This is a genomic window from Mycolicibacterium vaccae NBRC 14118 = CIP 105934 (assembly GCF_001552715.1).
Lineage (GTDB): Bacteria > Actinomycetota > Actinomycetes > Mycobacteriales > Mycobacteriaceae > Mycobacterium > Mycobacterium vaccae.
Genome location: NZ_BCRS01000032.1, coordinates 15,869 through 40,599, shown reverse-complemented (window position 1 = coordinate 40,599; position 24,731 = coordinate 15,869). Strand labels below are relative to the sequence as shown.

Below are 24,731 nucleotides of genomic sequence, written 5' to 3'. Positions count from 1 at the left end.
CCCGCCGGTGATTCGGCGCCGGCCGCCGAAGCCGCACCGGCAGAGGCGGTTCCGGCCGCGCCTGCGGCTCCGGCGCCGGCCGCCGCGCCCAGCGGTGGGCCCCGCCCGGACGACATCACGTTCGACGCCTCGGACGCGACGATGGCGCTCATCGCGCTGTCGGCCAAGATCCGCATCGACCAGATCGAACCGTTGGACTCGATCGAGTCGATCACCGACGGTGCGTCCTCGCGGCGTAACCAGATGCTGGTAGACCTGGGTTCCGAGCTGAACCTGGGCGCCATCGACGGCGCCGCAGAGGCCGATCTGGCCGGGCTGAAGGCGCAGGTCACCAAGCTGGCCCGCACCTACAAGCCGTTCGGCCCGGTGCTGTCGGACGCGATCAACGATCAGGTGCGCACGGTCTTCGGACCGTCCGGGAAGCGGCCGGCCTACATCGGCGAGCGGGTCAAGAAGACCTGGGAGCTCGGCGAGGGCTGGGTCAAGCACGTCACCGTCGAGGTCGCTCTCGGCACCCGTGAGGGGTCCAGTGTCCGTGGGGGAGCACTGGGCGGACTGCATGACGGCGCGCTGGCCGACGCGGCCGCGGTGGACAAGGCGATCGATGCCGCGGTCAGTGCTGTCGCTGCCCGCAGGGGTGTCGCGGTGTCGCTGCCGTCGGCGGCCGGCGCCGCAGGCGGGGTGGTGGACTCCGCCGCCCTCGGCGAATTCGCCGAGCAGGTCACCGGACCCGACGGCGTGCTCGCCTCGGCGGCCCGCACCATCCTCGACCAGTTGGGTCTCGGCGCACCGTTCGTCACCCCCGACGCCTCGGCCGATGCCGAGCTCATCGATCTGGTCACGGCCGAACTCGGTTCGGACTGGCCGCGTCTGGTGGCTCCGGTGTTCGACGGTCGCAAGGCCGTGCTGCTCGACGACCGGTGGGCCAGCGCCCGTGAGGACCTGGTCCGGATCTGGCTGATGGACGAAGGGGACATCGAAGCCGACTGGGTCCGCCTGTCGGAACGCTTCGAGGGCGCCGGCCACGTGGTGGGCACCCAGGCCACCTACTGGCAGGGCAAGGCACTGGCCGCGGGCCGCAACGTGCACGCCTCGCTCTACGCGCGTGCCGCCGCGGGTGCGGAGAATCCCGCCACCGGCCGCTACCACGACGAGGTCGCCGTGGTCACGGGTGCGTCGAAGGGTTCGATCGCCGCGTCGGTCGTCGCGCAGTTGCTCGACGGCGGGGCGACGGTGGTGGCCACCACGTCCAAGCTCGACGACGCCCGGTTGGCGTTCTACCGTGAGCTCTACCGCGACAACGCCCGGTTCGGGGCGAAGCTGTGGGTGCTGCCGGCGAACATGGCCTCCTACAACGACATCGACGCACTCGTCGAGTGGGTCGGCACCGAACAGACCGAGAGCCTCGGGCCCAAGTCGATCCACCTCAAGGACGCGCTGACCCCGACGCTGCTGTTCCCGTTCGCCGCTCCGCGGGTCGGCGGAGACCTCTCCGACGCGGGCTCGCGGTCCGAGATGGAGATGAAGGTGCTGCTGTGGGCCGTGCAACGGCTCATCGGCGGGCTGTCGCACATCAGCTCGGACCGGGACATCGCGGCCCGGCTGCACGTGGTGCTGCCGGGATCTCCGAACCGCGGGATGTTCGGCGGCGACGGCGCCTACGGCGAGTCCAAGGCCGCGCTCGACGCGGTCGTGGCCCGTTGGAAGGCCGAGACCTCGTGGGCGCAGCGCGTCAGCCTGGCGCACGCGCTGATCGGCTGGACCCGCGGGACCGGTCTGATGGGTCACAACGACGTCATCGTCGACGCGGTCGAGGAAGCGGGCGTGACCACCTACTCCACCGAGCAGATGGCGAGCATGCTGCTCGACCTGTGCGACGTAGAGACCAAGGTGGCCGCCGCCCGCGAACCTGTGCAGGCGGACCTGACCGGCGGCCTGGCCGAAGCGGAGCTCGATCTGTCGGCGCTGGCCACCAAGGCCCGTGAGGACGCGACGTCCGCGCCGGCCGACGATGCCGAAGACGACGAGGCCGCTGATCACCTGATCGCCGCGCTGCCGTCACCGCCGCGGCCCGCCGTCACCGCGCCCGCGCCGGAGTGGGCCGACCTCGACGTCGACCCGGCCGACATGGTCGTCATCGTCGGCGGCGCCGAGCTGGGCCCGTACGGGTCCTCGCGTACGCGCTACGAGATGGAGGTCGATAACGAGCTGTCGGCGGCCGGCGTGCTGGAACTGGCCTGGACCACCGGACTGATCAAGTGGGAGGACGATCCCCGGCCCGGTTGGTATGACAGCGATTCCGGCGAGCTGATCGACGAGTCGGAGATCGTGGAGCGCTACCACGACGAGGTCGTGAGCCGTTGCGGCATCCGCGAGTTCGTCGACGACGGCGCGATCGACCCCGATCACGCGTCACCGCTGCTGGTCAGTGTCTTCCTGGACAAGGACTTCCGGTTCGTGGTGTCCAGCGAGGCCGACGCGCGTGCGTTCGTGGAGTTCGACCCCGAGCACACCGCGGCCCGGCCGATCCCGGACTCGGGCGACTGGGAGGTGATCCGCAAGGCGGGCACCGAAATCCGCGTTCCGCGCAAGACCAAGCTGTCGCGGACCGTCGGCGCCCAGATCCCGACCGGCTTCGACCCGACCGTGTGGGGCATCAGCCCCGACATGGCGACGTCGATCGACCGGGTGGCGCTGTGGAACATCGTCGCCACGGTGGACGCGTTCCTGTCCTCGGGCTTCACGCCGACCGAGTTGCTGCGTTGGGTGCACCCGAGTCAGGTGGCCTCCACCCAGGGCACCGGCATGGGCGGCATGACCTCGATGCAGACCATGTATCACGGCAACCTGCTGGGGCGGAGCAAGCCGAACGACATCCTGCAGGAAGTCCTGCCGAATGTTGTTGCCGCACACGTGATGCAGTCCTACGTCGGCGGCTACGGCGCGATGGTGCACCCGGTCGCCGCATGCGCCACGGTTGCGGTGTCGGTCGAGGAGGGCGTCGACAAGATCCGGTTGGGCAAGGCCGAATTCGTGGTCGCAGGCGGCTTCGACGACCTGACCCTGGAGGCGATCATCGGCTTCGGTGACATGGCGGCCACCGCCGACACCGAGACGATGCGGGCCAAGGGCATCAGCGACTCGCGGTTCTCCCGTGCCAATGACCGGCGTCGCCTCGGGTTCCTGGAAGCCCAGGGTGGTGGCACCATCCTGCTGGCCAACGGTGCGCTCGCGCTTCAGATGGGCTTGCCGGTGCTGGCTGTGGTCGGCTACGCGCAGAGCTTCGCCGACGGCGTGCACACCTCGATCCCGGCACCGGGCCTCGGTGGCCTCGGCGCCGGCCGCGGTGGCAGGGAGTCGCAGCTGGCCCGTTCGCTGGCCAAGCTGGGTGTGGGTGCCGACGACATCGCAGTGGTGTCCAAGCACGACACGTCGACGCTGGCCAACGACCCCAACGAGACCGAGCTGCATGAGCGGCTGGCCGACGCGTTGGGCCGTGCCCCGGGCAACCCGCTGTTCGTGGTGAGCCAGAAGTCCCTGACCGGCCACAGCAAGGGCGGTGCCGCGGCATTCCAGCTGATGGGCCTGTGCCAGATGCTGCGGGACGGGGTCATCCCGCCGAACCGCAGCCTGGACTGTGTCGACGACGAGCTGGCGACCTCGGCGCACTTCGTGTGGCCGCGCGAGACGCTGCGGCTGGGTGACAAGTACCCGCTGAAGGCCGGTCTGGTCACCAGCCTCGGGTTCGGTCACGTGTCCGGTCTGATCGCACTGGTGCATCCGCAGGCGTTCCTGGCGGCGCTGGCTCCCGAGCAGCGGGCGGCCTACACCGCCCAGGCTCAGGAGCGGGCCCTGGCCGGACAGCGCAGGCTGGCCTCGGCGATCGCGGGCGGCCGGCCGATGTTCGAGCGGCCTGCCGACCGGCGCTTCGACGGTGATCAGCCGGAGAAGACGCAGGAGGCGGCGATGTTGCTGGATCCGGCGTCGCGGCTCGGCGAGAACGGCGTGTACCGGCGTTGAGTCGTGAGATAGGTTGCTGCCCGTGGGCATCGTCGGGATAGGCATCGATCTCGTCTCCATTCCGGAGTTCGCCGAGCAGGTGGACCGGCCCGGGACGGTGTTCGCGGAGACGTTCACCCCGGGCGAGCGGCGCGACGCCGCCGACAAGAGTTCGTCGGCGGCGCGCCACCTCGCCGCGAGGTGGGCGGCCAAGGAGGCGGTGATCAAGGCCTGGTCCGGATCGCGCTTCGCCAAGCGGCCGGTGCTGCCCGAAGCGATCCACCGCGACATCGAGGTCATCACCGACATGTGGGGGCGTCCCCGGGTGCGCCTGTCCGGGGCCGTGGCCGAGCACCTCAAAGAGGTGACGATCCACCTGTCGCTGACCCATGAGGCCGACACCGCGGCGGCGGTCGCCGTCCTCGAGGAGCGCTAGACACCCCCACCTTTTCCCGCGAGCGTGCGTGTCTGCGGCCGCCGCGCCGTTGCACAGCCCAAGTCTGCGCACGTTCGCGGGGTGAGCGGGCTGGGTTCGGGGTATCCGGGCGGATCACCGTCCGCACCCGAGAGGACCGATCCGTTGCCCGAGGCGAGCCAGCGCGAGCTGGGGGAATCCGACAGTCCCATCGAGGACGCGCTGGAGTTCGCGTTCCGGCGGATGGTCGACGAGGGAACCCAACGGCTGCACCGCAGCTGGCGGGAGGTGCTGGTCACCGGGTTCTTCGGCGGCACCGACATCGCCGTGGGCGTGCTGGCCTACCTGTTGGTCCTGCACGCCACCCACCAACCGCTGCTGGCAGGTCTGGCGTTCTCGGTCGGATTCCTCGCGCTGCTGCTCGGCCGCAGCGAGCTGTTCACCGAAGGGTTCCTGATCCCGGTCACCACCGTGGCCGCCAAACGGGCCGGCATCGGGCAGCTGGCCAAGCTGTGGAGCGGCACGCTGATCGCGAATCTGGTCGGCGGCTGGGTGCTGATGTGGCTGATCATGACGGCGCTGCCGCGGTTGCACGACCAGACCATCGAGTCGGCAGCGCACTACGCGACCGCGCCGATGTCGCCGGAGACGATCGCGCTGTCGCTGCTGGGCGGAATGATCATCACGCTGATGACCCGCATGCAGCACGGCACCGATGCGATGGTCGGCAAGATCGCCGCTGCGGTTGCGGGCGCTTTCCTGTTGGCCGGTGGCCAGCTGTTCCACTCGATCCTGGACTCGCTGCTGATCTTCGGTGCGCTGGTGACCGGCCGGGCCCCCTTCGGATATCTCGACTGGCTCGGGTGGTTCGGCTACACGGTTGTCGGCAACGTCGTCGGAGGTCTGCTGCTGGTGACCCTGTTGCGACTGCTGCGCAGCAAGGACCGTCTGCAGGAGGAGCGCCGCGCCGCCGAGACGGACTGAGCGGGCGACGGACTAACCTCGACTGCATGAGCGATCTCGTCCAGCGTGTCCGCGACGTACTGCCGTCCGTGCGTGCCGATCTTGAAGACCTGGTGCGGATCCCGTCGGTCTGGGCCGACCCCGCCCGGCGCCCCGAGGTGCACCGGTCGGCCGAAGCGGTGTCGAAGTTGTTGTCGGAGGCTGGATTCGGCGACGTGCAGATCGTGGCCGAGGGCGGTGCGCCGGCGGTGATCGCCCGACACCCGGCACCCGAAGGTGCGCCCACGGTGCTGCTGTACGCCCACCACGACGTCCAACCCGAGGGGGATCCGGAGCAGTGGGACAGCGCGCCGTTCCAGCCGACCGAACGCGACGGCCGCCTCTACGGGCGCGGCACCGCAGACGACAAGGCCGGTATCGCAACGCATCTGGCCGCGTTCCGGGCCCACGGAGGCAACCCGCCGGTCGGGGTGACGGTGTTCGTCGAGGGGGAGGAGGAGTCGGGCTCGCCGTCGCTGTCCCGCCTGCTCGCCGCGCACCGTGACGCACTGGCCGCCGATGTCATCGTCATCGCCGACTCGGACAACTGGAGCACCGAGATCCCGTCGCTGACGGTCTCGCTGCGCGGGCTCGCCGACTGCGTGGTGGAGGTGGCCACCCTGGACCACGGCCTGCATTCGGGGATGTGGGGCGGCGTGGTTCCCGATGCGCTCTCGGTGCTGGTGCGTCTGCTGGCCGGCCTGCACGACGACGACGGCAACGTCGCGGTCGAAGGGTTGCACGAGGCCCAAGCAGCCGACGTCGACTACTCCCCGGAGCGGGTGCGCGCCGACACGGGGATGTTGGAGGGGGTGCGCGAGATCGGTTCCGGTTCAGTGGCGCAACGGCTGTGGGCCAAGCCGGCGATCACCGTCATCGGCATCGACACCACACCGATCGCCCAGGCCTCCAACACGCTGATCCCGCGGGCGCGGGCCAAGGTCAGCATGCGGGTCGCACCCGGCGGGGATGCCGCCGGGCATCTCGCGGCGCTGACCCGGCACCTGGAGTCCCACGCCCCGTGGGGTGCCCACGTCACCGTGACACCTGGCGATGTGGGCGAGCCGTACGCGATCGACGCCCACGGCCCGGTCTACGACGCGGCGCGCAGCGCGTTCCGCGACGCGTGGGGGCACGACGCCGTCGACACCGGGGTCGGCGGTTCCATCCCGTTCATCGCGGAGTTCGCCTCGACGTTCCCGGACGCGAAGATTCTCGTCACCGGCGTGGAGGATCCGGACACCCAGGCGCACAGCGTCAACGAGAGCCTGCACCTGGGTGTACTGGAACGCGCCGCCACCGCGGAGGCGTTGCTGCTGGACCGTCTCGGTGCGTCAGACCGACAGGTCGCGCCGTAACTTCGCGACATGCCCGGTGGCGCGAATGTTGTACTGCGCCAACGCGATCCTGCCGTCCTCGTCGACAACGAACGTCGACCGGATGACGCCCTGCACGGTCTTGCCGTACATCTTCTTCTCGCCGTAGGCGCCCCACGCTTCGAGAACCTCGCGATCGGGGTCCGACAGCAGCGGGAAGGTCAGGCCTTCGGCATCGCGGAATTTGGCGAGTTTGGCGGGTTTGTCGGGGGAGATACCGATGACGTCGAGGCCGGCCTCGTTGAGTTCGGCGAGGTTGTCGCGGAAGTCGCAGGCCTCTTTGGTGCAGCCCGGTGTCGACGCGGCGGGGTAGAAGTAGACGATGACCTTGCGTCCCTTGTAGTCGGCGAGGCTGACGGGGTTGCCGTCGGCATCGGGGAGGCTGAATGCGGGAGCTTTGTCGCCGACCTCGAGTCTGGGCATGGGTGTGTTGTCCCTTCAGGCGGTCCGAGCTTCAGTGGTAGATGTTCGGTCGACCGGGCGCTCATGAGCGCTCCGGCTCAACTAGGGTAGTTCGCTAGAAACTGATCGTCGGAATACGGCCGACGCTGTGGCAACGGAGGCAGAAGTGGCGGACCGGGATCCGGACACCATCAAGGCTGATATCGATCAGGCGCGCGAGCAGTTGGCGGTCACCGTGGACTCGTTGGCGGCCAGGGCGAACCCCAGTCGCATCGCCGACGATCTCAAGAGCAGCGTTCTTCGCTTCGTCACACAACCGCAGGTGATCGCGTCGTTGGCCGGCATCGGCGTGGTGATCGTCATCGTGGCGATCCGCCGCAACCGGTAGGGGGCGGCACCGGGCGGCTCAGCGCCGACGGCCGGCCCGGAACCAATCGGAGAACGAGAAGCCGGGCGGATTTGCCACCCGGCCGATACGGCTGCAGTTGTGCACCGCTGACGGTCGTTGCACTGCGGTGCCCCCAGCTGAGCCCTCACCATCGGCACCGGAGACGACCGGTTCACGTGGCCCTGACATCAGCAAATTCCTCGATTTCGGTAATCCAGATCGGAGTGGCCCCCCAGGGCCGATTCCAGCTAACTGGAACATTAACACTGCGGCTACTCTTTGCCCAGCCCAGAGGCCATGAATTTGCGGCCCTCGCAAAAAGCCGTTACCGAGGGGCCCTGATCGGGCGCGATCCAGTCGTCACCGCGACGTGACAACTAGCACATGGGGCCGTCCGGACTCGCCGAACACCCCATAAATTATCGCATTCGTAAAATCGCATGTACTGGGAATTGCCGCCACCGGAAGCCGTCGATGGGTCGACGTCCTCTACGCTGACGCTGACTTGAGGACGAGCAAAGGAGACGCGGTATGTCGTGGTTTCTGGCCCTGCAAGGCCCAGACCAGCCGAGCCATCAAACATCGGTCTATGAGCTGCAGGACTCCACCGACGTGGAGAAGCTCGCCCAGGAACTGGCCAGCGCTGTGACGCTGGACCGGGTGGTGCCGATCCCGGCGATGCTGCCGCAGAACACCCGCAAGCGACAGAAGGTCACGCTGTACGTGCGGCCGGCGGCCTGGGGGATGTGGACGTTCTACGAGCTGTCGGAGGAAGACCGCCGCCAGTTGATGAAGGACAACCCGCTGATTCAGGCGATCGCGCAGCATCAGCGTGAGCACACGGGGCAGCCGGGCCAGGTGAACCCCCTGCTGGGCAACCTCGGCGCGGGTCCGCGCGGCTGACGCAGCGGTTGCGGGGTCGGGCGGTGCGCCGCCCGACCCCGCATCGTGCGTTCGCCGACCGCCGTGCCACGAGTTCCACAACGCACAGCTCCATAACGAACAAAGCCCCGCCGAAGCGGGGCTTTGTTCGTAAGTGCGCCGTCAGGGTTTCGAACCCCGGACCCGCTGATTAAGAGTCAGCTGCTCTACCAACTGAGCTAACGGCGCGCGTGTGAGACAATAACAGGCCTGTGGCGCTGGACGGAAATCCCCACGTCAACACGGTTTTCACGCGCGACATCGCCGTCGGGCTCGGATGTCGGAACTGCCCGTAGAATTGGCGAAAGCAATTTGCGGGCGCAATCATGAGGCGAGGTGGGGCGGTTTATGTGGCAGGTCAACACGGCGATCCGGTCGAGGCGGCGGGGGTCATGGCTGACCGCCGCTGTGCTGATTCCGGCGATCGTGCTGGGCCTCAGCGGGTGCAGCGGAAGCGCGGAAGCACCGCAGGCGGAGGTGATCACCGACAAGGGCACACCGTTCGGTGATCTGCTGATCCCGAAGCTGACGGCATCGGTCCAAGATGGCGCTGTCGGCGTCAGCGTCGACTCCCCGGTGACGGTCAGTGCCGAGGACGGCGTGCTCGGTTCGGTGACGATGGTCAACGAGAACGGCAAGACCGTCGAGGGCAAGTTGTCGGAGGACGGGCTGACGTGGGAGACCTCGGAGCCGCTGGGCTACAACAAGAGCTACACGATCACCGCGCAGTCGCTCGGTCTCGGCGGAGTCACCAGCCGGGAGATGACGTTCGAGACGCACTCGCCGGAGAACCTGACGATGCCGTACGTCATGCCCAACGACGGTGAGGTCGTCGGCGTCGGACAGCCGGTGGCCATCCGCTTCGACGAGAACATCCCGAACCGCCTCGCGGCGCAGCGCGCGATCACGGTCAAGACGGATCCGCCGGTCGAGGGCGCCTTCTACTGGTTGAGCAACCGTGAGGTGCGCTGGCGCCCGGCCAAGTACTGGAAGCCCGGTACGACCGTCCAGGTCGAGGTCAACGCCTACGGCGTGGATCTGGGCGACGGCCTGTACGGCCAGGACAACGTCAAGACCAGCTTCAAGATCGGTGACGAGGTCATCACCACCGTCGACGACAACACCAAGACGTTGACGGTGCGGCGCAACGGCGAGGTCGTCAAGAGCATGCCGGTCTCGATGGGCAAGAACAGCACGCCGACCAACAACGGTGTGTACATCGTCGGCGACCGCCGACCGCACATGGTGATGGATTCGTCGACGTATGGCGTTCCGGTCAACTCGGCCAACGGCTATCGCACCGAGGTCGACTGGGCCACCCAGATCTCCTACAGCGGCATCTACGTTCACGCCGCGCCGTGGTCGGTGGGCAGCCAGGGCAGCAGCAATGTCAGCCACGGCTGCATCAACGTCAGCACGAGCAACGGCAAGTGGTTCCACGACAACTCCAAGCGCGGCGACATCGTCGAGATCGTCAACACGGTGGGCACCACGCTGCCCGGCACCGACGGTCTGGGCGACTGGAACGTCCCGTGGGAGCAGTGGAAGGCGGGCAACGCCAACGTCTGACGCTCTCCCTGACCGCACCTCGACGCCGTCCTGAAGCAATTCAGGGCGGCGTCGATGCGTTGTGGCGGTGCTACCCACTACCGACCCCACCCGGTTCTCCGCTTCGCAGCGAGCTACACCGCATCGCGGCATTGGCTCTGACCAGCGTCGAGACCCCGCGGTGGTCGCCGAGCGGCTATGGCGACGTCGGGCGGACCGAGACCGGCCGTTGATGGTTCTGCGCTGACCGGTGCTCCGGTGCCAGACCACTCGAGTTCAGGCGAATCTTTCCGCGGTAGCGTCGCGCAACACCGCATCTACGTAATTCTTCGGATGTGATGGCGTCGGAGGCTTTGTTACGTTGTACCGGTGAACGACGCCGATCTGTGTTGGATGCCCGCAACCGAACTCGCCGCTGCAGTGCGGACCGGTTCGATCACCCCGACAGAGATCGCCGGCGTGTTCGCCGACCGCATCGAGACGATCAACCCAGACCTAAACGCGTACATCCACTTCGACCGCGAACAGGTCATGGCCGACGCCGGCGCCCTGCAGGAGGAAGCGGCACGGGGCATGAGTGCGGGACCATTGCACGGCGTTCCGTTCTCCATCAAGGGGCTGACCACGATGGCCGGTCTGCCCTTGGACAGCTCCCTCAAGCCGCGGGCTGGGACGATGGGATCCCACGACGCCACTGTGGTGACGCGATTGAAAGAAGCCGGCGGCCTCTTCCTGGGCAAGACCAACGCACCTGAGTTCGGCTACTACGGCGGAACCGACAGCCATCTGTACGGCCCCACCCACAACCCGTGGAGACGGGGCCACACCGCCGGCGGTTCGAGCGGTGGGGCCGCCGCAGCAGTGGCGTCAGGTCTGGGGCCGTTGGCGGAGGGCGCGGACGGAGCAGGCTCTGTTCGAATTCCGTCGGCAATGTGCGGGGTGGTCGGGTTCAAGCCCTCTTTGGGCCGCATCCCACACACGCTCCTCGACGGGCGCCACTACACCCATGTCTTCCACGGGCCGATTACCCGGACCGTGGCAGATGCGGCCTTGATGTTCTCGGTCATGTCCGGACCCGCGGACTCCGACCCGAACAGCGTGCCGGACGACGGCGTCGACTACGCGTCGAGCATCGAGGGCGATATCGCCGGCTGGCGGGTCGCATGGTCACCCGACCTGGGCCTCGGGTACGTGGACCCCGAAGTGGTGTCGGTGTGCTCGGAGGCGGTGCGTGCTTTCGAAGCTCTCGGCGCCGTGGTCGAGGAGGCCACGCCCGATTGGGGGAACCCGGAGGAAGCCATGTGGAAGGGGCTGTGGGTACCTGGTTACTCATGTGAGTACGACGTGCTCGACTGGAAGTCTCAGCGCGGCGAGGTCGACGATCAACTCATCGAGATCTTCGCGCAGGCCGAGACGCTGACTGCGGTCGAGATCGGCCGGGCGGAGGCGTTCCGCGGCAGGATGTGGGACACCTTCAGCGCATTCATGCGAACGTACGACATTCTGGTGAGCCCCACTTTGGCCACGCCTACCTTTCCGCTCGATCGCTTCGCTCCGGAATGGTTGGACGGCCAATCGCTGCAACGCCAACTCCTTGGCTGGTTGCTCACCTACCCCTTCAACATGACGACGACGCCGGCGATCACCGTTCCGGCCGGGTTCACCCGTGACGGCCGTCCTGTCGGGTTACAGATCGCGGGTCGACACCGCGCCGACGCTGCGGTCTTGCGCGCCGCGGCCAACTACGAGGCTTCGCGGCCCTGGTCAGATGTCAAACCGGCGCTGTAGTGCGGAGCCGACGAGCGGCGGTCCTGCAGACAGCAGTCCAAGGCGACCCTGGCGGCTTGAACGCGGTTGCGAACTCCGAGCTTCCGGAAGATCGACTCGACCTGAGTCGTGACCGTCCGAACCGACACCGAATCCCGCTCGGAGATCTCGGCATTGGTGTAACCAGCGGCAATCGCGCACAGAATGTCGTCCTCCCTGGGCGTCAACCCGAGCTGAGACCGGCGGCCCACCGACGCGGCGACGCCCGCCGCGTGCGGTATCAGCATGTCCAATACGGCGACTGCAGGCAGCGGGAGCGGTGTGGAGACGAAGGTGAGGTGCAGGACGCCCACGTACCGGCCGCGCGGAGTCAGCAGCGATATGGTGACCTGGTCGCGCAGGCCTCCGTGGTGGCCACTACGTGCGACGACCACGATTCGACGATTCGAGTCGAGCGCGGTCAGCATGCCTGCGACGGCGACACCGGCAGCGTGCAGGAGTTCCAGTAAGGCCGAACCACGGTGCTCCGGAACTGGGGACATGAGGCCGGTCGCCATCTCGTTCAACTGGTCTGTCATCGAAGGTGCGTTCACCGCAATCACAGTTGCGGTAGACCATTTCTGGTCCTGCTCAGCTGCGGTAACGAGCTGGTTTCGATCCAATGCCCGCAGCCGGTTGCACGAAGCTGGGGCCCGAATCTGTTGACGGCGACGACTGTGACCGCACGTGCAACCGCGTCCGGTCGGCTCGGAAGAGGTCAACGGAGTACTCCAGGGCGCGGCCATGTTGGTCGTAGCCGACGCGCCTCAGCTTGAGCACGGGGGTGGCTGCCGGGAGGCCGAGCAGTACGCCTTCGGACTGTGAGATAGCGGCCATTTCGATCGACTCGTCCGCAGCGCAGATCTGCACGCCGAACTGTGACCCCAGAGTGCGGTAGATCGACTTCATCTCCGTGCTGAGGACTTCAGCCACCTCGGTGCGCAGGAACATCCGTTCGAGGGAGAGAGTGTCGCCGTCGGCATGGCGAAGCCTCAGTAACGAGACCACGAATTCGTCGCTCGACAAATGCAGCGCCTCACGCACCGTAGACGGGGCAGGCACCAAGCCCGAACGGATGACCGTCGTGCCGTCGCGAAAGCCCTGCTCGTGCAGAATCTCCGGGATTCCCTTCACCGTGTTGAGGCTGCGCAGCACGCCGCGTCCGCTGCAGAGCGGCCGAGCTGTCTGCGAAGCGGCGTCCTGTAGTTGCACCTTGGTCAGGTAGGCCCCTCCCGAACGCCCCCTGACCCTGCGAATCGTTCCGTCGTTTTCGAGTAGTTCCAGCGCCTTCCGGACCGTGGTGCGCGAGGTCTGTAGGCGGTCGGCCAGCGCACGCTCAGTGGGCATCCTGGACGCACCCAGTTCCGTGAGTTCCTCCGCTAGCCGCCTCAATGCTGCATTCGCGTGCTCAAGCGCAAGCATGACGTGCTCCTTGTCGGCTGCACCCCGTGGTGTAGGACGCCAACGCTAACCGGGCCGGTTCGGCGTTGCATCTTTTCGCACGCTGCCCGCCGTCCGCCTCGAGTCGACCGTTACGTGGAGTTAACGCCAGCATTTACGAACCAGAAATGGTCTACTCCGACGCTGGTACTCATGAGCACAGGGCGCGCGGAGCGCATCGGGTTGAGCATGCGGCTCGCCGATGTAGCGGGTCGGATCTCGCGCGAACACTTCGAGAAGCGCAACCTGCAGGTGCAGACCAAGGCAGACGGCACGCCGGTCACCGACGCCGACCGAGGGATCGAGCGATTGCTCCGTGACGCGGTCGGAGCGGAGTTCGCAGACGATGGCTTCACCGGCGAGGAGTACCCGGAGACCCACGGCAGCAGCGGGTTCCGCTGGATCGTGGACCCCATCGACGGCACCAAATCGTTCGTACGGGGGATTCCGTTGTATGCGAATCTGATTGCCTTGCAAGAAGACGGCGAGATCGTGTTCGGCCTCATCAACCTGCCCAGTGCGCAGACCACTGTTCACGCCGAATTGGGAAAGGGCTGCTGGAGCAACGGCGTGCAGGTGCGGGTGTCCGACCGCAGCGATCTCGATGGTGCCTACGTGATGGCGACGTGGCTCGAGGACTGGGACCTCCAGGTCATCGACGATCTGCACGCCTGCGGGGCGGTAGTGCGCACGTGGGGGGATGCGTTCGGCTACGCGATGGTGGCCTGCGGCCGCGTCGACGCCGTGGTCGACTACACCGCGCAACCCTTCGACCTGGCGCCGATGTCGGTCATCATCGAGGAGGCGGGCGGCCGGTTCACCAGTCTCGACGGCCGCAGGACCTTCGACGCGCTGAACGGAATGGCGAGCAACGGGCTCATTCACGACGAGCTGCTCGAACACGTATCCCCGAAGACCGCATCCACCACGGATGCCCAGCGAGCCATCTAGCGCAAAGGATTTGACGATGAAGGAACGCATTAGAGGCTTTAGTCGCCGATCGGTGGTGACCTTTTTCGGCGGCTTCTACGCACTGGCTCTGCTGTTCGCCCTCTTTCCGCCACTGTATCTGTGGGGCAGTGGCATCCGATTCGACATCCTCGGAATCCCGTTCGCGGTCATGTACTGGATCGTCAACGCGCTCATCCTCGGACTCACCCTGACGGCGTTCTACGTCGTCGAAGACATTCGCGGTGAACTCGACGACGACTCGCTGGAACCCATCGACAGCCTGGGAGGCTGACATGCTGATCATGCTCGCCATGTTGGCGGTGTTCTACGCAATCGTCGTAGCAATTCTCTACATCTCGCAGCAGAAGACTGCACCGACTTTCGACGAGTACGCGGTAGGTGGTCGTAGTTACGGGCCGTGGTACGTGGCGATGAGCTATGTGAACTCGTGGTGGCCCGGTTCCACGTTCATCGCCTTCTTCGGACTCGCCGCTGGTGCCGGGGTCTTCGGGCTGTACGGCCTTGCCTACTCGAGCCTCGGAGTGGCGATGATGTACTTCATGGCCACCCGGGCATGGCGCTGGGGCAAGAAGTACGACCTGCGTTCACAGCCCGATCTGTTGGGCAAGCGGTTCGACTCGTCGGCGGTCAAGGTGATCGCCAGCGTCATCGGGATCGTCTCGCTCTTCCCGTGGGTGGTGCTCGGAATGCAGGCACTAGGAACCGTTTTCGAGATCGCAAGTGATGGCGCATGGTCGGTCACCACCTGCCTGCTCGTCGGTCTCGCCGTCATCGTCATTCGGCAGTACTGGACTGTCCGCATGGGCATGCGCGGCCTGATCATGACCGACGCCTTTCAGGGCACGGTGGCGTACGTATTCTCGGCGATCGTGTGCGTGGTGTTGCTGTCCGGCGCCGCGGGCAGCCCGATCAGCTTCGCCGACCTCAACGACGTCGCCGACAAGTACCTGGTGCTCCCCGGCGACGGCGACAGCTACGGGCCGCTCTACATCTTCGCGCTGATCTTCACCGGCGTCATCGGATCCCTCTGTTGGCCAACAAGTTTCCAGCGCATCTACACCGCCTCCAGTGTGCGATCGGTGAAATCCGGGACATTGTGCACCGTGCTGATCTCCGGCGTCTTCTACACGTTGTTGATGCTGGTCGGCATCGCTGCCACCGGGTTGCCCGACGTGGCCGCCGCTCCACAGGGGGGCTGGTTCAGCATCATGTCTGATTACGGCGGCACATGGATGTTGGGCCTCGGCGTCACCATCGTCTTCGCCGCGTCCATGGGCCACATCGATGGGAGCGTGCAGGTCTGCGGGCTTCAGATCGCCAATGACCTGGTCAACACCGAGAAGCGACCGCTCTCCGACAAGCAGTTGACTTTCGTTGCGAAGACCTCGATGGCCGTGTTCATGGTGCTGGCAGGCGTCGTCGCCTATGCGACGTTCAACATGGAGCGGCTACAGCTTCTGGCACAGATCTCCTACCAGGGTGTCGTGCAGCTGGCGGTTCCCCTGTTCCTCGGCATCTTCTGGCGCGGTGGCAACAAGCAGGGCGCTGTCGCGGGAATGGTGGTGGGCTTCGTGGTCGCGATGGTTCTGACGTGGATCTACCCCGATGACATCCGTGGGCTAGGCAGCCTGACCGGCGGTATCGTCGGCATCGCGGTCAACCTGGCGATCTTCCTGGGGGCTGCAGCGTTCATCAAGTCCGACGACGCGGAGAAAGCGAGAGTGGACGACATGTTCGCGGCCGCCAAGACCAGTGTGAAAGCACCGCTGCCGGTGCACGATGAATCCATGGACGGACAACTGCACGAGTTGGCCAAGACGTCGCGGGAGCAAGCGTTAGATGGCTGACCCGGGTCCGGACTTGTCCGACGCCGCTTTCCTCGCCGACTTCGCCGAGCTGTCGGAGATCGGTGTGACGGCGGGAGGTGGAGTGGACCGTGAAGCGGCCACTCCGGCAGATGGGAGGGCGCGCGACTGGTTGAGGGCGTGGTTCGACGACCATGGACTGCATTGCCGGGTGGACGCGGTCGGCAATATGTACGGCTGCGCTCGCACCACCGGTGGTGGCCCAGAAGCCCCCTACGTGCTGGTCGGGTCTCATCTCGACAGTCAGCCCACATCCGGACGGTTCGACGGTGCCTACGGTGTTCTCGCCGGTGCGTACGCGGTGGCAGCCGTGCTGGCCGACCCGCCTGGCGGGGCTCGGTACAACGTTGCCGCGGTGAACTGGTTCAACGAGGAGGGGTCGCGGTTCTACCCCAGTCTGATGGGCAGCGCTGTCTTCGCCGGCAAGCTCAGCGCGGACGACGCGCTCGACAGTTTCGGCAAGGATGGCGTGACGGTGCGGGAGGCATTGAACGCCATCGGATTCCATGGCGCCGACGCCGCGCCGCAGGCGAGCTGCTACGCCGAGATCCACATCGAACAGGGGCGCTCGTTGATCGACGAGGGGCTCGACGTCGGCGTCGTCACCAAGAATTGGACAGCGTACAAGTACACGATCACGGTGCACGGCGAGCAGTCCCACACCGGCGCCACCCACATGCGGTACCGCCGCGACGCCCTGGTCGGTGCCAGCCAGGTGGTGTTGGCCGTGCGTGCGGTGGCCGCCGAGTTCGGTCCTGACACGGTGCTCGGGTCGGTGGGCCGGATGACGATCGAACCCAACTCGCCCGTGGTGGTGCCCGCGCGCGTTCGGTTGATCGCCGACCTGCGGGCACTTCGCGCTGATGACCTGGAGGCCGCGCATCAGTCGTTGATGGCGCGTGTTGCGGAGATCGGGAACGACGGCGAGGTGAGCGTCGACATCGAATCCGCCGCCTTACGACCCTCGAGCAGCTACCAGGATTCCGGCATTGCCCTGGCAGGTGCGGTTGCCGACGATCTCGGCCTGACGTGGTGCGAGCTGCCCACGATGGCAGGCCACGACTCCGTGAACCTGAAGGACGTGGTGCCAACGGTGATGCTCTTCGTCCCCAGTGTCGACGGCATCTCCCACAACGAACGAGAGTTCACCTCCGACGAGCAGATGCTTGCCGGGGTCCACATGCTCACGGCGACGACCCGCCGAATGGTCGCTGGCGCACTCGAGGCGGCCCCGGCCACGTGATCGACGACGTGCTCGACGCCGGGGCGGACATCGTTCGATCCGGGTACCGCAGCGGGGCGTTCACGCCGGTGGACGTTCTCGAACGCACCCTGGACCGGATCGAGTCCCGCAATCCGGTCATCAACGCCATGGCTCATGTTGACACCGAGGGAGCCCGGACGGCGGCGCAGGCCTCGGCAGGGCGATGGGCGTGCGGTGCGCCGCTGAGCCCGATGGACGGCCTGCCGGTCACCATCAAGGACAGCGTGAACGCGGCCGGCATGCCGTGGCGCCACGGCTGTGCCGCGTTCGGGCACCTCGCCGACTCCTCCGCCGACTCGCCTCCGGCTGCGCGCCTGAAAGAGGCCGGTGCCGTCATCGTCGGGAAGACCACCATGCCCGACTTCGGGATGATGGCCGCGGGTGTCAGTTCGCTATACGGGATCACTCGCAATCCCTGGGATCCCACTCGAAACCCCGGCGGTTCGAGCGCGGGAGCGGGCGCGTCGCTGGCAGCGGGCATCGGTTTCTCATCGGTGGGTTCCGACATCGCCGGGTCGGTGCGGTTGCCGGCTGGGCACTGCGGGCTGGTCGCGCTCAAGCCCACCCAGGGCCGCATCCCGCACACCGCGCCATCCACCATGCGGTCGGCAGGTCCGATGGGGCGTACCGTCGACGATGTCTTCGATCTGTACGACGTACTGACTGTGCCCGACCCGCGCGACCTGTGGAGCCTGCCGCCGGAGATCGGTCCCCCCGTACGAAATCCTCTGACGCCGCACGGTCTTCGCATCGGGGTGCTGACCGATCTCGGCCATGGGTTCACCGCCGATGCCGCGGTGCTGGCGGTGGTCGCGGAAGCGGCGGCGGTGCTGCGCGATGCGGGTGCAGAGGTGACGGCGATGGCTCCGGTGTTCACTCCCTCCAGTGACGCGACGAGCCCAATCGCCGGCGACCCCTATCTAGCGCTGGACCGCTTGTTTCAAGTGCGGGCGCTTGCCGAACTCCAATCGATCCCACCCGAGCTGCGCGAGTTGGTGCACCCGGCCATCCGCCAGTGGTGTTCACCTGCTGCTGACCTTCACGCCACCGACTTCACACGCGACGGCGAGGCGGTGGCGAAGTCGGCGGAGCGAATGCGGGCTGCCTGTGCCGCATACGACTTCGTGATCGCTCCCGTCCTTCCGGTAGTTGGCTTCGCGGCGGAGGAATGCGGCCTGGATTCGTCACGGCCGTTGGCGCACTGCGGGTTTACTGCCTGGTTCAATCAGACTGGTCAGCCCGCCGCGGCCTTGTGTTTCGGTATCAGCGACGCGATGCCGGTGGGCCTTCAGGTGGTCGGAGCGCGATTCGCCGACCGCGAAGTGCTGCGGTTCACCAAGTGGCTAGAGCGGTCCCGACCGTTCACGATCGCCTGGCCGGAGTTCGCGTCGACGCACACCGGAGGGAGATGATCTTGACGAGCACTACCCAACCGGCGATAGCCGCACAGTTGCATGCGATGGGGTTGTTCACCGACAGGCCCATCACCGCCCAACTCGTGCCGGCCATGGCCAGTCCGAGTTGGTGGAGCGCAGACTCGGACTGCTTCGACATCCGTGCCGATGACTCCTTGGCGCCACGCGACGCCTTCGTGAAATCGATGATCGGGCACGCCGGTGCCTACGTCGACATAGCTGGGTCGTTCGATGCAGCCACTGAGGCAGGAGAGAACGGCGTGGGGCCGCGCGTTCTTGCGGCCGATGCAGCTGCCGGGGTGCTGGTGCTGGAGAACCTGATTGACTCATCGTCGACGGCCACGCTGGACGTTTTCGACGACGATGCCCGACTCGAGCAGCTGCTCACGCTACGGGCGCGGGTGCACCTGTTCGGATCGATCTCCCGCACGGCTAGCGTTTTCGACGACATCCGGGCTCTCTCCGCGTTGATCCAGGCCAACTCCGTGCCGCTGCCGAAAGACTTCGGATGGATGATGCGGCAGCTCGACATGGCTGAGAAGCGGATAATGGCAACGGGATTCGATGTGGTGCCGTGCCACGGGGACGGCAATGTCTCCAACGTCTTGCTGACCGACGGTGGCGACATGCTTCTCCTCGACTGGGATGTCGCCGCGCAGATGGACCCGCTGCAGGATATCGGCGTGATGCTGGCAGAGGTCCGCTCATTCGACGGGGACGCCCGGGCGGCGTTCGAGATCGCGTGGGGCACGTTTGATCAGTCGTTGTTCGACCGCGCGCGGGTCTACGGCGTCGCTGACTGCGTCCGGTGGGGAATGGTCGGTGCGTACGCCGACACCGCCCGGCCGGGCACCCTGGAGTACTCGAAATTCTCCGACTGGCAATTCGTGCGAGCACGTGCGGGCCTGGGCGACGTGCACTTCCACGATCGTCTGAGGAACCTGTGACCGCGGACGCGACAACACGAGACACGACCGGAAACCGGGAGGTGGGTACTGCTCGCACCGCCACCGAACGCCGCGTGGAGGAGGTCTTGCAGACGATCGCCCCGTGGCGCGGTAGGAAGATCGAGTATGCACCGGTGTTTGGTGGGCTGCAGAACAGCAACTGGCGTATCACGGTCTCCGGATCCGATAAGCGATACTTTCTCAAGATCCCCGGAGACGGTAGTGACGCCTTCATCGACCGTGTGGTCGCCAACGAGGCGGCCCGCCGCGCGGGCGAACGAGGAATCGGGCCTGAGCTGGTCTACTTCGATTCCGACAGCGGGGTCGAGGTGATCGAGTTCCTCGAGGACTATCGGGCCTGCACCAACGGAGATTTCAAGGATCCGAGCATCCCCCACCAGATCATCGATCTCTACCGGGTGTTGCACGACGGCGCTCTACTCAGCGTCACCAAGACGGTCTTCGACATGATCGACGAGCATCTCGAAGGCGTCCACGAACACGCCGTGAGGTTACCCGCCGATGCCGAACTGATTCTGGGCGAGTACCAAGTGGCGAAGTCGGCCATGCTGAGTTCAGGATTGGAACTGGTTGCCTGTCATAACGATCCGATGCCAGGCAATTTCCTTGTCGCTGTTGGCAAACAGATGAAGATGGTCGACTTCGAGTTTGCGTCGAACAACGAGCGCGCTTACGAGTTGGCCGTTTTGACCACCGAGATGTTCTACGGGGAAGAACAGCTGCTGGAACTCGTGGAAGACTACTACGGCAGGGTGGACTTCGACCTGCTGTCGCGAGTTCAGGTATGCAGTGCGTTGGCAGACCTGAAGTGGGGATTGTGGGCCTGCGTCAATCAGCAGCTCAATTCCGCGTGGGATTTCGATTATCACAAGTACGGTTGCTGGAAGCTGATGCGGGCGCGCCTGAAGATGTCCGACCCCCGGTGGCCGTACTGGTTGACGGCACTCTGAAGACGTTCGCCCAGTGACGAGAGCCGCGGACGTCTGCGGCGTGCCAGCGCGGCTCCAGACCCCCAACGCCTCGATTGCCTCGCTGATCCCGGTCGAACCGTCGGTGAGTTCGAGGACGACGCGAGAGACCTCCGGGTTGATGGACGAGTTGTGCCAACGCGGCGGTCACGTTGTCCCGTGATACGGGCGTGTGGGTCAGCGCGCGCGTCCCAGGCCAGTGCCACAGTCAGCTCGGCGGGACGCAGAATCACCCAGTCGAAGCCGCTGGCCGCCAATTCGCCGTCGGCCATCGCCTCCAAGTCGGCGTTGAACGGCTCGCACCCACGTCACGGAGATCCACCGCCTGGTTGGGTCGCCGATGCAGGGCTGCGACGTCATCGTCGCGTTGCACCAATTCGCTCATCAGGCGTGACCCACACACCCGGTTGCAGCCTCCGATGGGAGTAGATGCCGAAAGGGTACCGACATCGACGCCCTCGATCGCTTCCGGACTGATGTACTGCATCGTCCCGACGGTCATCCTGGTGGACGTGAAAGACCTCGCTTCACCGGCTGCTGTGGCATTCCTAAGTCAGCGGGCTTCACTGACTCGGCCGGCCCGACAAAAGAGACAAAAGAAAGGAGCGCCGCCTACCGGAGTAGACGGCGCTCCCACCTGTTGGGGTGGCTGACGGGACTCGAACCCGCGACAGCCAGGATCACAACCTGGTGCTCTACCAACTGAACTACAGCCACCATCGCCGCTCGGAAAGCGGCTTGGTCATACTAGCTGCTCTTGTCCTCTGGAACCGAATCGCGGCGCGAATCCGGTCCGAGTTCGGCCGCGATGGCGGCAATATCGCTGGTCGACGGCCCGGGCGGCGCCACGAAGGCCGTCTGGCGGTAGTACTTGAGCTCGCGGATCGACTCGTGAATGTCGGCAAGTGCACGGTGGGCCAGGCCCTTCTCCGGCTGACCGAAGTAGATCCGCGGGTACCAGCGCCGGCACAGCTCCTTGATCGAGCTGACGTCGATCATCCGGTAGTGCAGGAAGTCGTCGAGCTTGGGCATGTCGCGGGCGATGAACCCGCGGTCGGTGGCGATCGAGTTGCCCGCCAGCGGTGCGGTTTTGGCCTGCTTGACGTGCTCCCGGATGTAGGTCAGCACCATGTCCTCGGCGGTGGCCACGTCGACGGTCGAGGCGCGCACCTCCTCGACGAGCCCGGACTTGGTGTGCATCTGGGCGACGACGTCGATCATCGACGACAACGCGTCGTCGTCGGCGTGGATGACCACGTCGAGGCCCTCGCCCAGGATATTCAGTTCCGAGTCGGTCACGAGCACCGCAATCTCGATGAGCAGATCGGACTTGAGGTCCAGGCCGGTCATCTCGCAGTCGATCCATACCAGTTCGTCACGCACAGCGCTCACAGTAAGCCCCGCCGCTGAGACGGGCTGACCACACCCGGCCAATCGCGGGCTGAAGCGGGCTAATGTGCCACCCATGACCAGCGAGTCGGCCCCGACCGCCACGCAGCAGATCGCCGCAGGTTATGCCGTCGACGGCGCAGCCCTGGAGCTGGGTTGCGTGGTGGTCGACGGGGTCTGCGACCCGGCGGCGCGGGTGCGGGTGCCGCTGTCGACGCTCAACCGGCACGGCCTGGTGGCGGGCGCGACCGGTACCGGGAAGACGAAGTCGCTCCAGGTGCTCGCCGAGCAGCTCTCGGCGGCCGGTGTGCCGGTGGTGATGGCCGACGTCAAGGGCGACCTGTCGGGGCTGTCGAGACCCGGTGAACCCGACGACAACGTGCGTCGGCGCGCCGCCGACACCGGCGACACCTGGACCCCCACGGCCTATCCGGTGGAGTTCCTGTCGCTGGGCACCGCGGGCATCGGGGTGCCGGTGCGCGCCACCATCAGTAGCTTCGGTCCAATCCTGCTGTCGAAGGTGCTCGGTCTCAACCGAACTCAGGAGTCCACCCTGGGCCTGATCTTCCACTGGGCCGACCAGCAGGGGCTGCCGCTGCTGGACCTGAAAGACCTGCGGTCGGTGATCCAGTATCTGACCGGTGACGAAGGCAAGCCGCAGCTGAAGGCCCTCGGCGCGGTGTCCACCACCACCGCCGGGGTGATCCTGCGCGCTCTGGTCAACCTGGAGGCCGAAGGCGCCGACACCTTCTTCGGCGAACCGGAGCTCGAACCCGAGGACCTGATTCGGGTGGACGCGTCCGGCCGCGGTGTGATCACCCTGCTGGAGCTGGGTGCTCAGGCCGCGCGGCCGGTGATGTTCTCGACGTTCCTGATGTGGGTGCTGGCCGACCTGTTCACGTCGTTGCCCGAGGTCGGTGACGTCGACAGACCCAAGCTGGTCTTCGTCTTCGACGAGGCGCACCTGCTCTTCACCGACGCGTCGAAGGCGTTCCTGGAGCAGGTGGAACAGACGGTCAAGCTGATCCGCTCCAAAGGCGTCGGGGTGCTGTTCTGCACCCAGCTGCCCACCGACGTCCCCAAGGAGGTGCTCAGCCAGCTCGGCGCCCGGATTCAGCACGCTCTGCGCGCGTTCACCCCCGACGACCAGAAGGCGCTGACGAGGACGGTGCGGACCTACCCGAAGACCTCCGTCTACGACCTCGAGTCGGCGCTGACCGCGCTGGGTATCGGCGAAGCGGTGGTCACCGTGCTCTCCGAAAAGGGCGTGCCCACGCCGGTGGCCTGGACGCGCATGCGGGCGCCGCGTTCGCTGATGGACACCATCGGATCCGAGGCGATCGCCGCGGCCGCATCCGGCAGCGCGCTGCAGGCCGAGTACGGCCAGACCATCGATCGGGAATCGGCCTACGAGCGGCTCGCGGCGAAACTGGCACCGCAGCCACCGCCGCCGTCACCCCCGGTGGCCGAGCAGCCCGCCGCCCCGCCGCCCCCGGTTTACGTGCCGCCGACGTGGGACGTGCCGCCGATGCCGGCGCCGGTGGAACCCGACGGCCCCGGCTTCCTGGACAAGATGATGGACAATCCGGCGTTCAAGAGCGCGATGCGGTCGGCGGGCACGGTGATCGGTCGCGAGATCACCCGCAGCATCTTCGGCACCGGCCGCCGCAGACGCCGGCGCTGACCCCGCCGAAACCGCATTCCACGCGGCGAAATCGCGAATTTCCGCGCGTGGAATGCACGTTCGGCGCAAGAGGGGAGTTTCAGTCGCCGCCGAGCTTCTTGTACACCGCACCGACGATCGGGGCCACGATCGCGCGCGGGGCGTACCCGCTGGCCGCCGACATCGCCTTGGACGTGATGCCCGGCACCACGCGCATCTTGTTGCGGTCCAACCCATCCAGCGACACCTTCGCGGTGTACTGGGTGTCGATCCACAGAAAGTCGGGGATCAGCCGCTCGACCAGCGACTGCTCGTCCGGATCGGGCAGCTCGGTGCGCACAGGCCCCGGCGCGAGCACGGTGACGTGCACGCCGGCAGACTTCACCTCCCCGCGCAGCGACTCGCTGAACGTGTTCACGAACGCCTTCGTCGCCGCGTAGGTCGCGTTGTTCGGAATCGGGGAGTTGCCCGCGGCCGACCCCGAGATCAGGATCCCGCCTGCGCGGCGCTCGACCATGCCGGGCAGCACCGCCAAGACGAGGTCGTGCACGCCGAGGACGTTGAGCTGCACCTGTTTCCGCTCCTCGGCCGGATCCAGCGAGGCCACCGCACCGAACGTCGCGGTGCCGGCGTTGGCACACAGTATCGAGATCTCGCGGCTGGCCAGCTCCTCGCAGAACGCGGCGCGGGCCTGCGGATCGGCGAGGTCGACGGCGCGCACCTCGACGGTCACCCCGTAGGTGTCGCGCAGACGCCGGGCCAGCGACTCCAGCACCTCCTCGCGGCGTGCGGTGATGATCAGGTTGTGGCCGCGGTGGGCGAGCTCTTCGGCGAGCGCCTCGCCGATGTTCTGGGATGCACCGGTGACGACGGCACGGGCATCCGCACTGGGAGCGGGGACGGGCATGCGCCGGACTATATCGTGGGCCA

Annotated in this window: 21 protein-coding genes and 2 tRNA genes; 16 read left to right on the top strand and 7 right to left on the bottom strand. The window is 66.6% G+C overall.

Annotated features, from left to right (window positions below; genetic code table 11):
* The 4 genes from MVA01S_RS08950 to MVA01S_RS08935 form a co-directional block, all read left to right on the top strand.
* Window positions 1-4,020: beta-ketoacyl synthase N-terminal-like domain-containing protein (locus tag MVA01S_RS08950; protein WP_303621344.1), on the top strand; the 4,020-nt coding region annotated here is incomplete at its 5' end.
* A 22-nt stretch (window positions 4,021-4,042) separates the two neighbouring features.
* The gene (gene acpS, locus MVA01S_RS08945) at window positions 4,043-4,435 is read left to right on the top strand and encodes a holo-ACP synthase AcpS (protein ID WP_003928294.1); all 393 of its coding nucleotides are present in this window, start codon (window positions 4,043-4,045) and stop codon (window positions 4,433-4,435) included.
* Window positions 4,436-4,579: 144 nt separating this feature from the next.
* Complete coding sequence (locus tag MVA01S_RS08940; protein WP_003928295.1) at window positions 4,580-5,398, top strand: formate/nitrite transporter family protein; 819 nt, start codon at window positions 4,580-4,582, stop codon at window positions 5,396-5,398.
* Between the two features lie 26 nt (window positions 5,399-5,424).
* Window positions 5,425-6,774 (top strand): dipeptidase, encoded by a 1,350-nt coding sequence (locus tag MVA01S_RS08935; RefSeq protein ID WP_003928296.1) that lies wholly within the window; start codon window positions 5,425-5,427, stop codon window positions 6,772-6,774.
* On the opposite strand, the gene bcp is transcribed toward MVA01S_RS08935, so the two are convergent.
* Window positions 6,751-7,215 carry a thioredoxin-dependent thiol peroxidase gene (bcp, locus tag MVA01S_RS08930; RefSeq protein WP_003928297.1) on the bottom strand — a complete coding sequence of 155 codons (465 nt, stop codon included), beginning with the start codon at window positions 7,213-7,215 and terminating at the stop codon, window positions 6,751-6,753. The genes MVA01S_RS08935 and bcp overlap by 24 nt on opposite strands.
* A gap of 145 nt (window positions 7,216-7,360) precedes the next feature.
* Here bcp and MVA01S_RS08925 point away from each other — a divergent pair, with 145 nt between their 5' ends.
* Window positions 7,361-7,582 (top strand): DUF3618 domain-containing protein, encoded by a 222-nt coding sequence (locus tag MVA01S_RS08925; RefSeq protein WP_003928298.1) that lies wholly within the window; start codon window positions 7,361-7,363, stop codon window positions 7,580-7,582.
* Window positions 7,583-8,113: 531 nt separating this feature from the next.
* Window positions 8,114-8,485, top strand: coding sequence for a hypothetical protein (locus tag MVA01S_RS08920; RefSeq protein ID WP_003928299.1), 372 nt, complete (start codon window positions 8,114-8,116; stop codon window positions 8,483-8,485).
* A 134-nt stretch (window positions 8,486-8,619) separates the two neighbouring features.
* Here the strand turns inward: MVA01S_RS08920 and MVA01S_RS08915 are convergent.
* A tRNA-Lys gene (locus tag MVA01S_RS08915) sits at window positions 8,620-8,692 on the bottom strand.
* Between the two features lie 159 nt (window positions 8,693-8,851).
* Between MVA01S_RS08915 and MVA01S_RS08910 the strand changes: the two genes are divergently transcribed.
* Window positions 8,852-10,072 carry a L,D-transpeptidase gene (locus tag MVA01S_RS08910; RefSeq protein WP_003928300.1) on the top strand — a complete coding sequence of 407 codons (1,221 nt, stop codon included), beginning with the start codon at window positions 8,852-8,854 and terminating at the stop codon, window positions 10,070-10,072.
* A gap of 372 nt (window positions 10,073-10,444) precedes the next feature.
* Window positions 10,445-11,839: an amidase gene (locus tag MVA01S_RS08905; RefSeq protein ID WP_390176126.1), complete on the top strand. Its 1,395-nt coding sequence runs from the start codon at window positions 10,445-10,447 to the stop codon at window positions 11,837-11,839.
* Here MVA01S_RS08905 and MVA01S_RS08900 read toward each other — a convergent pair.
* Window positions 11,794-12,420 carry a response regulator transcription factor gene (locus MVA01S_RS08900; RefSeq protein ID WP_157895627.1) on the bottom strand — a complete coding sequence of 209 codons (627 nt, stop codon included), beginning with the start codon at window positions 12,418-12,420 and terminating at the stop codon, window positions 11,794-11,796. The genes MVA01S_RS08905 and MVA01S_RS08900 overlap by 46 nt on opposite strands.
* Before the next feature lie 28 nt (window positions 12,421-12,448).
* Complete coding sequence (locus MVA01S_RS08895) at window positions 12,449-13,279, bottom strand: GntR family transcriptional regulator (protein WP_003928303.1); 831 nt, start codon at window positions 13,277-13,279, stop codon at window positions 12,449-12,451.
* Window positions 13,280-13,450: 171 nt separating this feature from the next.
* On the opposite strand from MVA01S_RS08895, the gene MVA01S_RS08890 reads away from it, so the two are divergent.
* The 7 genes from MVA01S_RS08890 to MVA01S_RS08860 are packed head-to-tail and all read left to right on the top strand — an operon-like array spanning window position 13,451 to window position 20,731.
* Window positions 13,451-14,248: an inositol monophosphatase family protein gene (locus MVA01S_RS08890; RefSeq protein ID WP_051015183.1), complete on the top strand. Its 798-nt coding sequence runs from the start codon at window positions 13,451-13,453 to the stop codon at window positions 14,246-14,248.
* A 16-nt stretch (window positions 14,249-14,264) separates the two neighbouring features.
* Complete coding sequence (locus tag MVA01S_RS08885; RefSeq protein ID WP_051015184.1) at window positions 14,265-14,540, top strand: hypothetical protein; 276 nt, start codon at window positions 14,265-14,267, stop codon at window positions 14,538-14,540.
* A 1-nt stretch (window position 14,541) separates the two neighbouring features.
* The gene (locus MVA01S_RS08880) at window positions 14,542-16,116 is read left to right on the top strand and encodes a sodium:solute symporter family protein (RefSeq protein ID WP_003928306.1); all 1,575 of its coding nucleotides are present in this window, start codon (window positions 14,542-14,544) and stop codon (window positions 16,114-16,116) included.
* Window positions 16,109-17,377 carry a M20 family metallo-hydrolase gene (locus MVA01S_RS08875; RefSeq protein WP_003928307.1) on the top strand — a complete coding sequence of 423 codons (1,269 nt, stop codon included), beginning with the start codon at window positions 16,109-16,111 and terminating at the stop codon, window positions 17,375-17,377. The genes MVA01S_RS08880 and MVA01S_RS08875 overlap by 8 nt, the downstream gene beginning before the upstream one ends.
* Complete coding sequence (locus MVA01S_RS08870) at window positions 17,374-18,810, top strand: amidase family protein (RefSeq protein ID WP_003928308.1); 1,437 nt, start codon at window positions 17,374-17,376, stop codon at window positions 18,808-18,810. Before MVA01S_RS08875 ends, MVA01S_RS08870 begins: the two co-directional genes overlap by 4 nt.
* 47 nt (window positions 18,811-18,857) lie before the next feature.
* On the top strand, window positions 18,858-19,760 hold the full coding sequence (locus MVA01S_RS08865) for a phosphotransferase (RefSeq protein WP_064635250.1): 903 nt from the start codon (window positions 18,858-18,860) through the stop codon (window positions 19,758-19,760).
* Complete coding sequence (locus tag MVA01S_RS08860) at window positions 19,757-20,731, top strand: phosphotransferase (protein WP_003928310.1); 975 nt, start codon at window positions 19,757-19,759, stop codon at window positions 20,729-20,731. The genes MVA01S_RS08865 and MVA01S_RS08860 overlap by 4 nt, the downstream gene beginning before the upstream one ends.
* Before the next feature lie 659 nt (window positions 20,732-21,390).
* Here the strand turns inward: MVA01S_RS08860 and MVA01S_RS08855 are convergent.
* A tRNA-His gene (locus MVA01S_RS08855) sits at window positions 21,391-21,466 on the bottom strand.
* 30 nt (window positions 21,467-21,496) lie between these two features.
* Entirely contained in the window at window positions 21,497-22,132 is a 636-nt protein-coding gene (gene orn / locus MVA01S_RS08850; protein ID WP_003928311.1) for an oligoribonuclease, read from the bottom strand.
* A gap of 82 nt (window positions 22,133-22,214) precedes the next feature.
* On the opposite strand from orn, the gene MVA01S_RS08845 reads away from it, so the two are divergent.
* Window positions 22,215-23,822, top strand: coding sequence for a helicase HerA-like domain-containing protein (locus MVA01S_RS08845; protein ID WP_003928312.1), 1,608 nt, complete (start codon window positions 22,215-22,217; stop codon window positions 23,820-23,822).
* A gap of 79 nt (window positions 23,823-23,901) precedes the next feature.
* Here the strand turns inward: MVA01S_RS08845 and cmrA are convergent, their stop codons facing one another.
* The gene (cmrA, locus tag MVA01S_RS08840) at window positions 23,902-24,708 is read right to left on the bottom strand and encodes a mycolate reductase (protein WP_003928313.1); all 807 of its coding nucleotides are present in this window, start codon (window positions 24,706-24,708) and stop codon (window positions 23,902-23,904) included.
* Between the last annotated feature and the right edge of the window lie 23 nt (window positions 24,709-24,731).

Coding starts and splice junctions, on each gene's coding strand:
- MVA01S_RS08895 (WP_003928303.1), bottom strand. CDS start 13,279: ATGCTTGCGCTTGAGCACGCGAATGCAGCATTGAGGCGGCTAGCGGAG.
- cmrA (WP_003928313.1), bottom strand. CDS start 24,708: ATGCCCGTCCCCGCTCCCAGTGCGGATGCCCGTGCCGTCGTCACCGGT.
- MVA01S_RS08905 (WP_390176126.1), top strand. CDS start 10,445: ATGCCCGCAACCGAACTCGCCGCTGCAGTGCGGACCGGTTCGATCACC.
- MVA01S_RS08920 (WP_003928299.1), top strand. CDS start 8,114: ATGTCGTGGTTTCTGGCCCTGCAAGGCCCAGACCAGCCGAGCCATCAA.
- MVA01S_RS08865 (WP_064635250.1), top strand. CDS start 18,858: ATGGGGTTGTTCACCGACAGGCCCATCACCGCCCAACTCGTGCCGGCC.
- MVA01S_RS08935 (WP_003928296.1), top strand. CDS start 5,425: ATGAGCGATCTCGTCCAGCGTGTCCGCGACGTACTGCCGTCCGTGCGT.
- MVA01S_RS08880 (WP_003928306.1), top strand. CDS start 14,542: ATGCTGATCATGCTCGCCATGTTGGCGGTGTTCTACGCAATCGTCGTA.
- MVA01S_RS08890 (WP_051015183.1), top strand. CDS start 13,451: ATGAGCACAGGGCGCGCGGAGCGCATCGGGTTGAGCATGCGGCTCGCC.
- MVA01S_RS08875 (WP_003928307.1), top strand. CDS start 16,109: ATGGCTGACCCGGGTCCGGACTTGTCCGACGCCGCTTTCCTCGCCGAC.
- MVA01S_RS08910 (WP_003928300.1), top strand. CDS start 8,852: ATGTGGCAGGTCAACACGGCGATCCGGTCGAGGCGGCGGGGGTCATGG.
- MVA01S_RS08885 (WP_051015184.1), top strand. CDS start 14,265: ATGAAGGAACGCATTAGAGGCTTTAGTCGCCGATCGGTGGTGACCTTT.
- MVA01S_RS08845 (WP_003928312.1), top strand. CDS start 22,215: ATGACCAGCGAGTCGGCCCCGACCGCCACGCAGCAGATCGCCGCAGGT.
- bcp (WP_003928297.1), bottom strand. CDS start 7,215: ATGCCCAGACTCGAGGTCGGCGACAAAGCTCCCGCATTCAGCCTCCCC.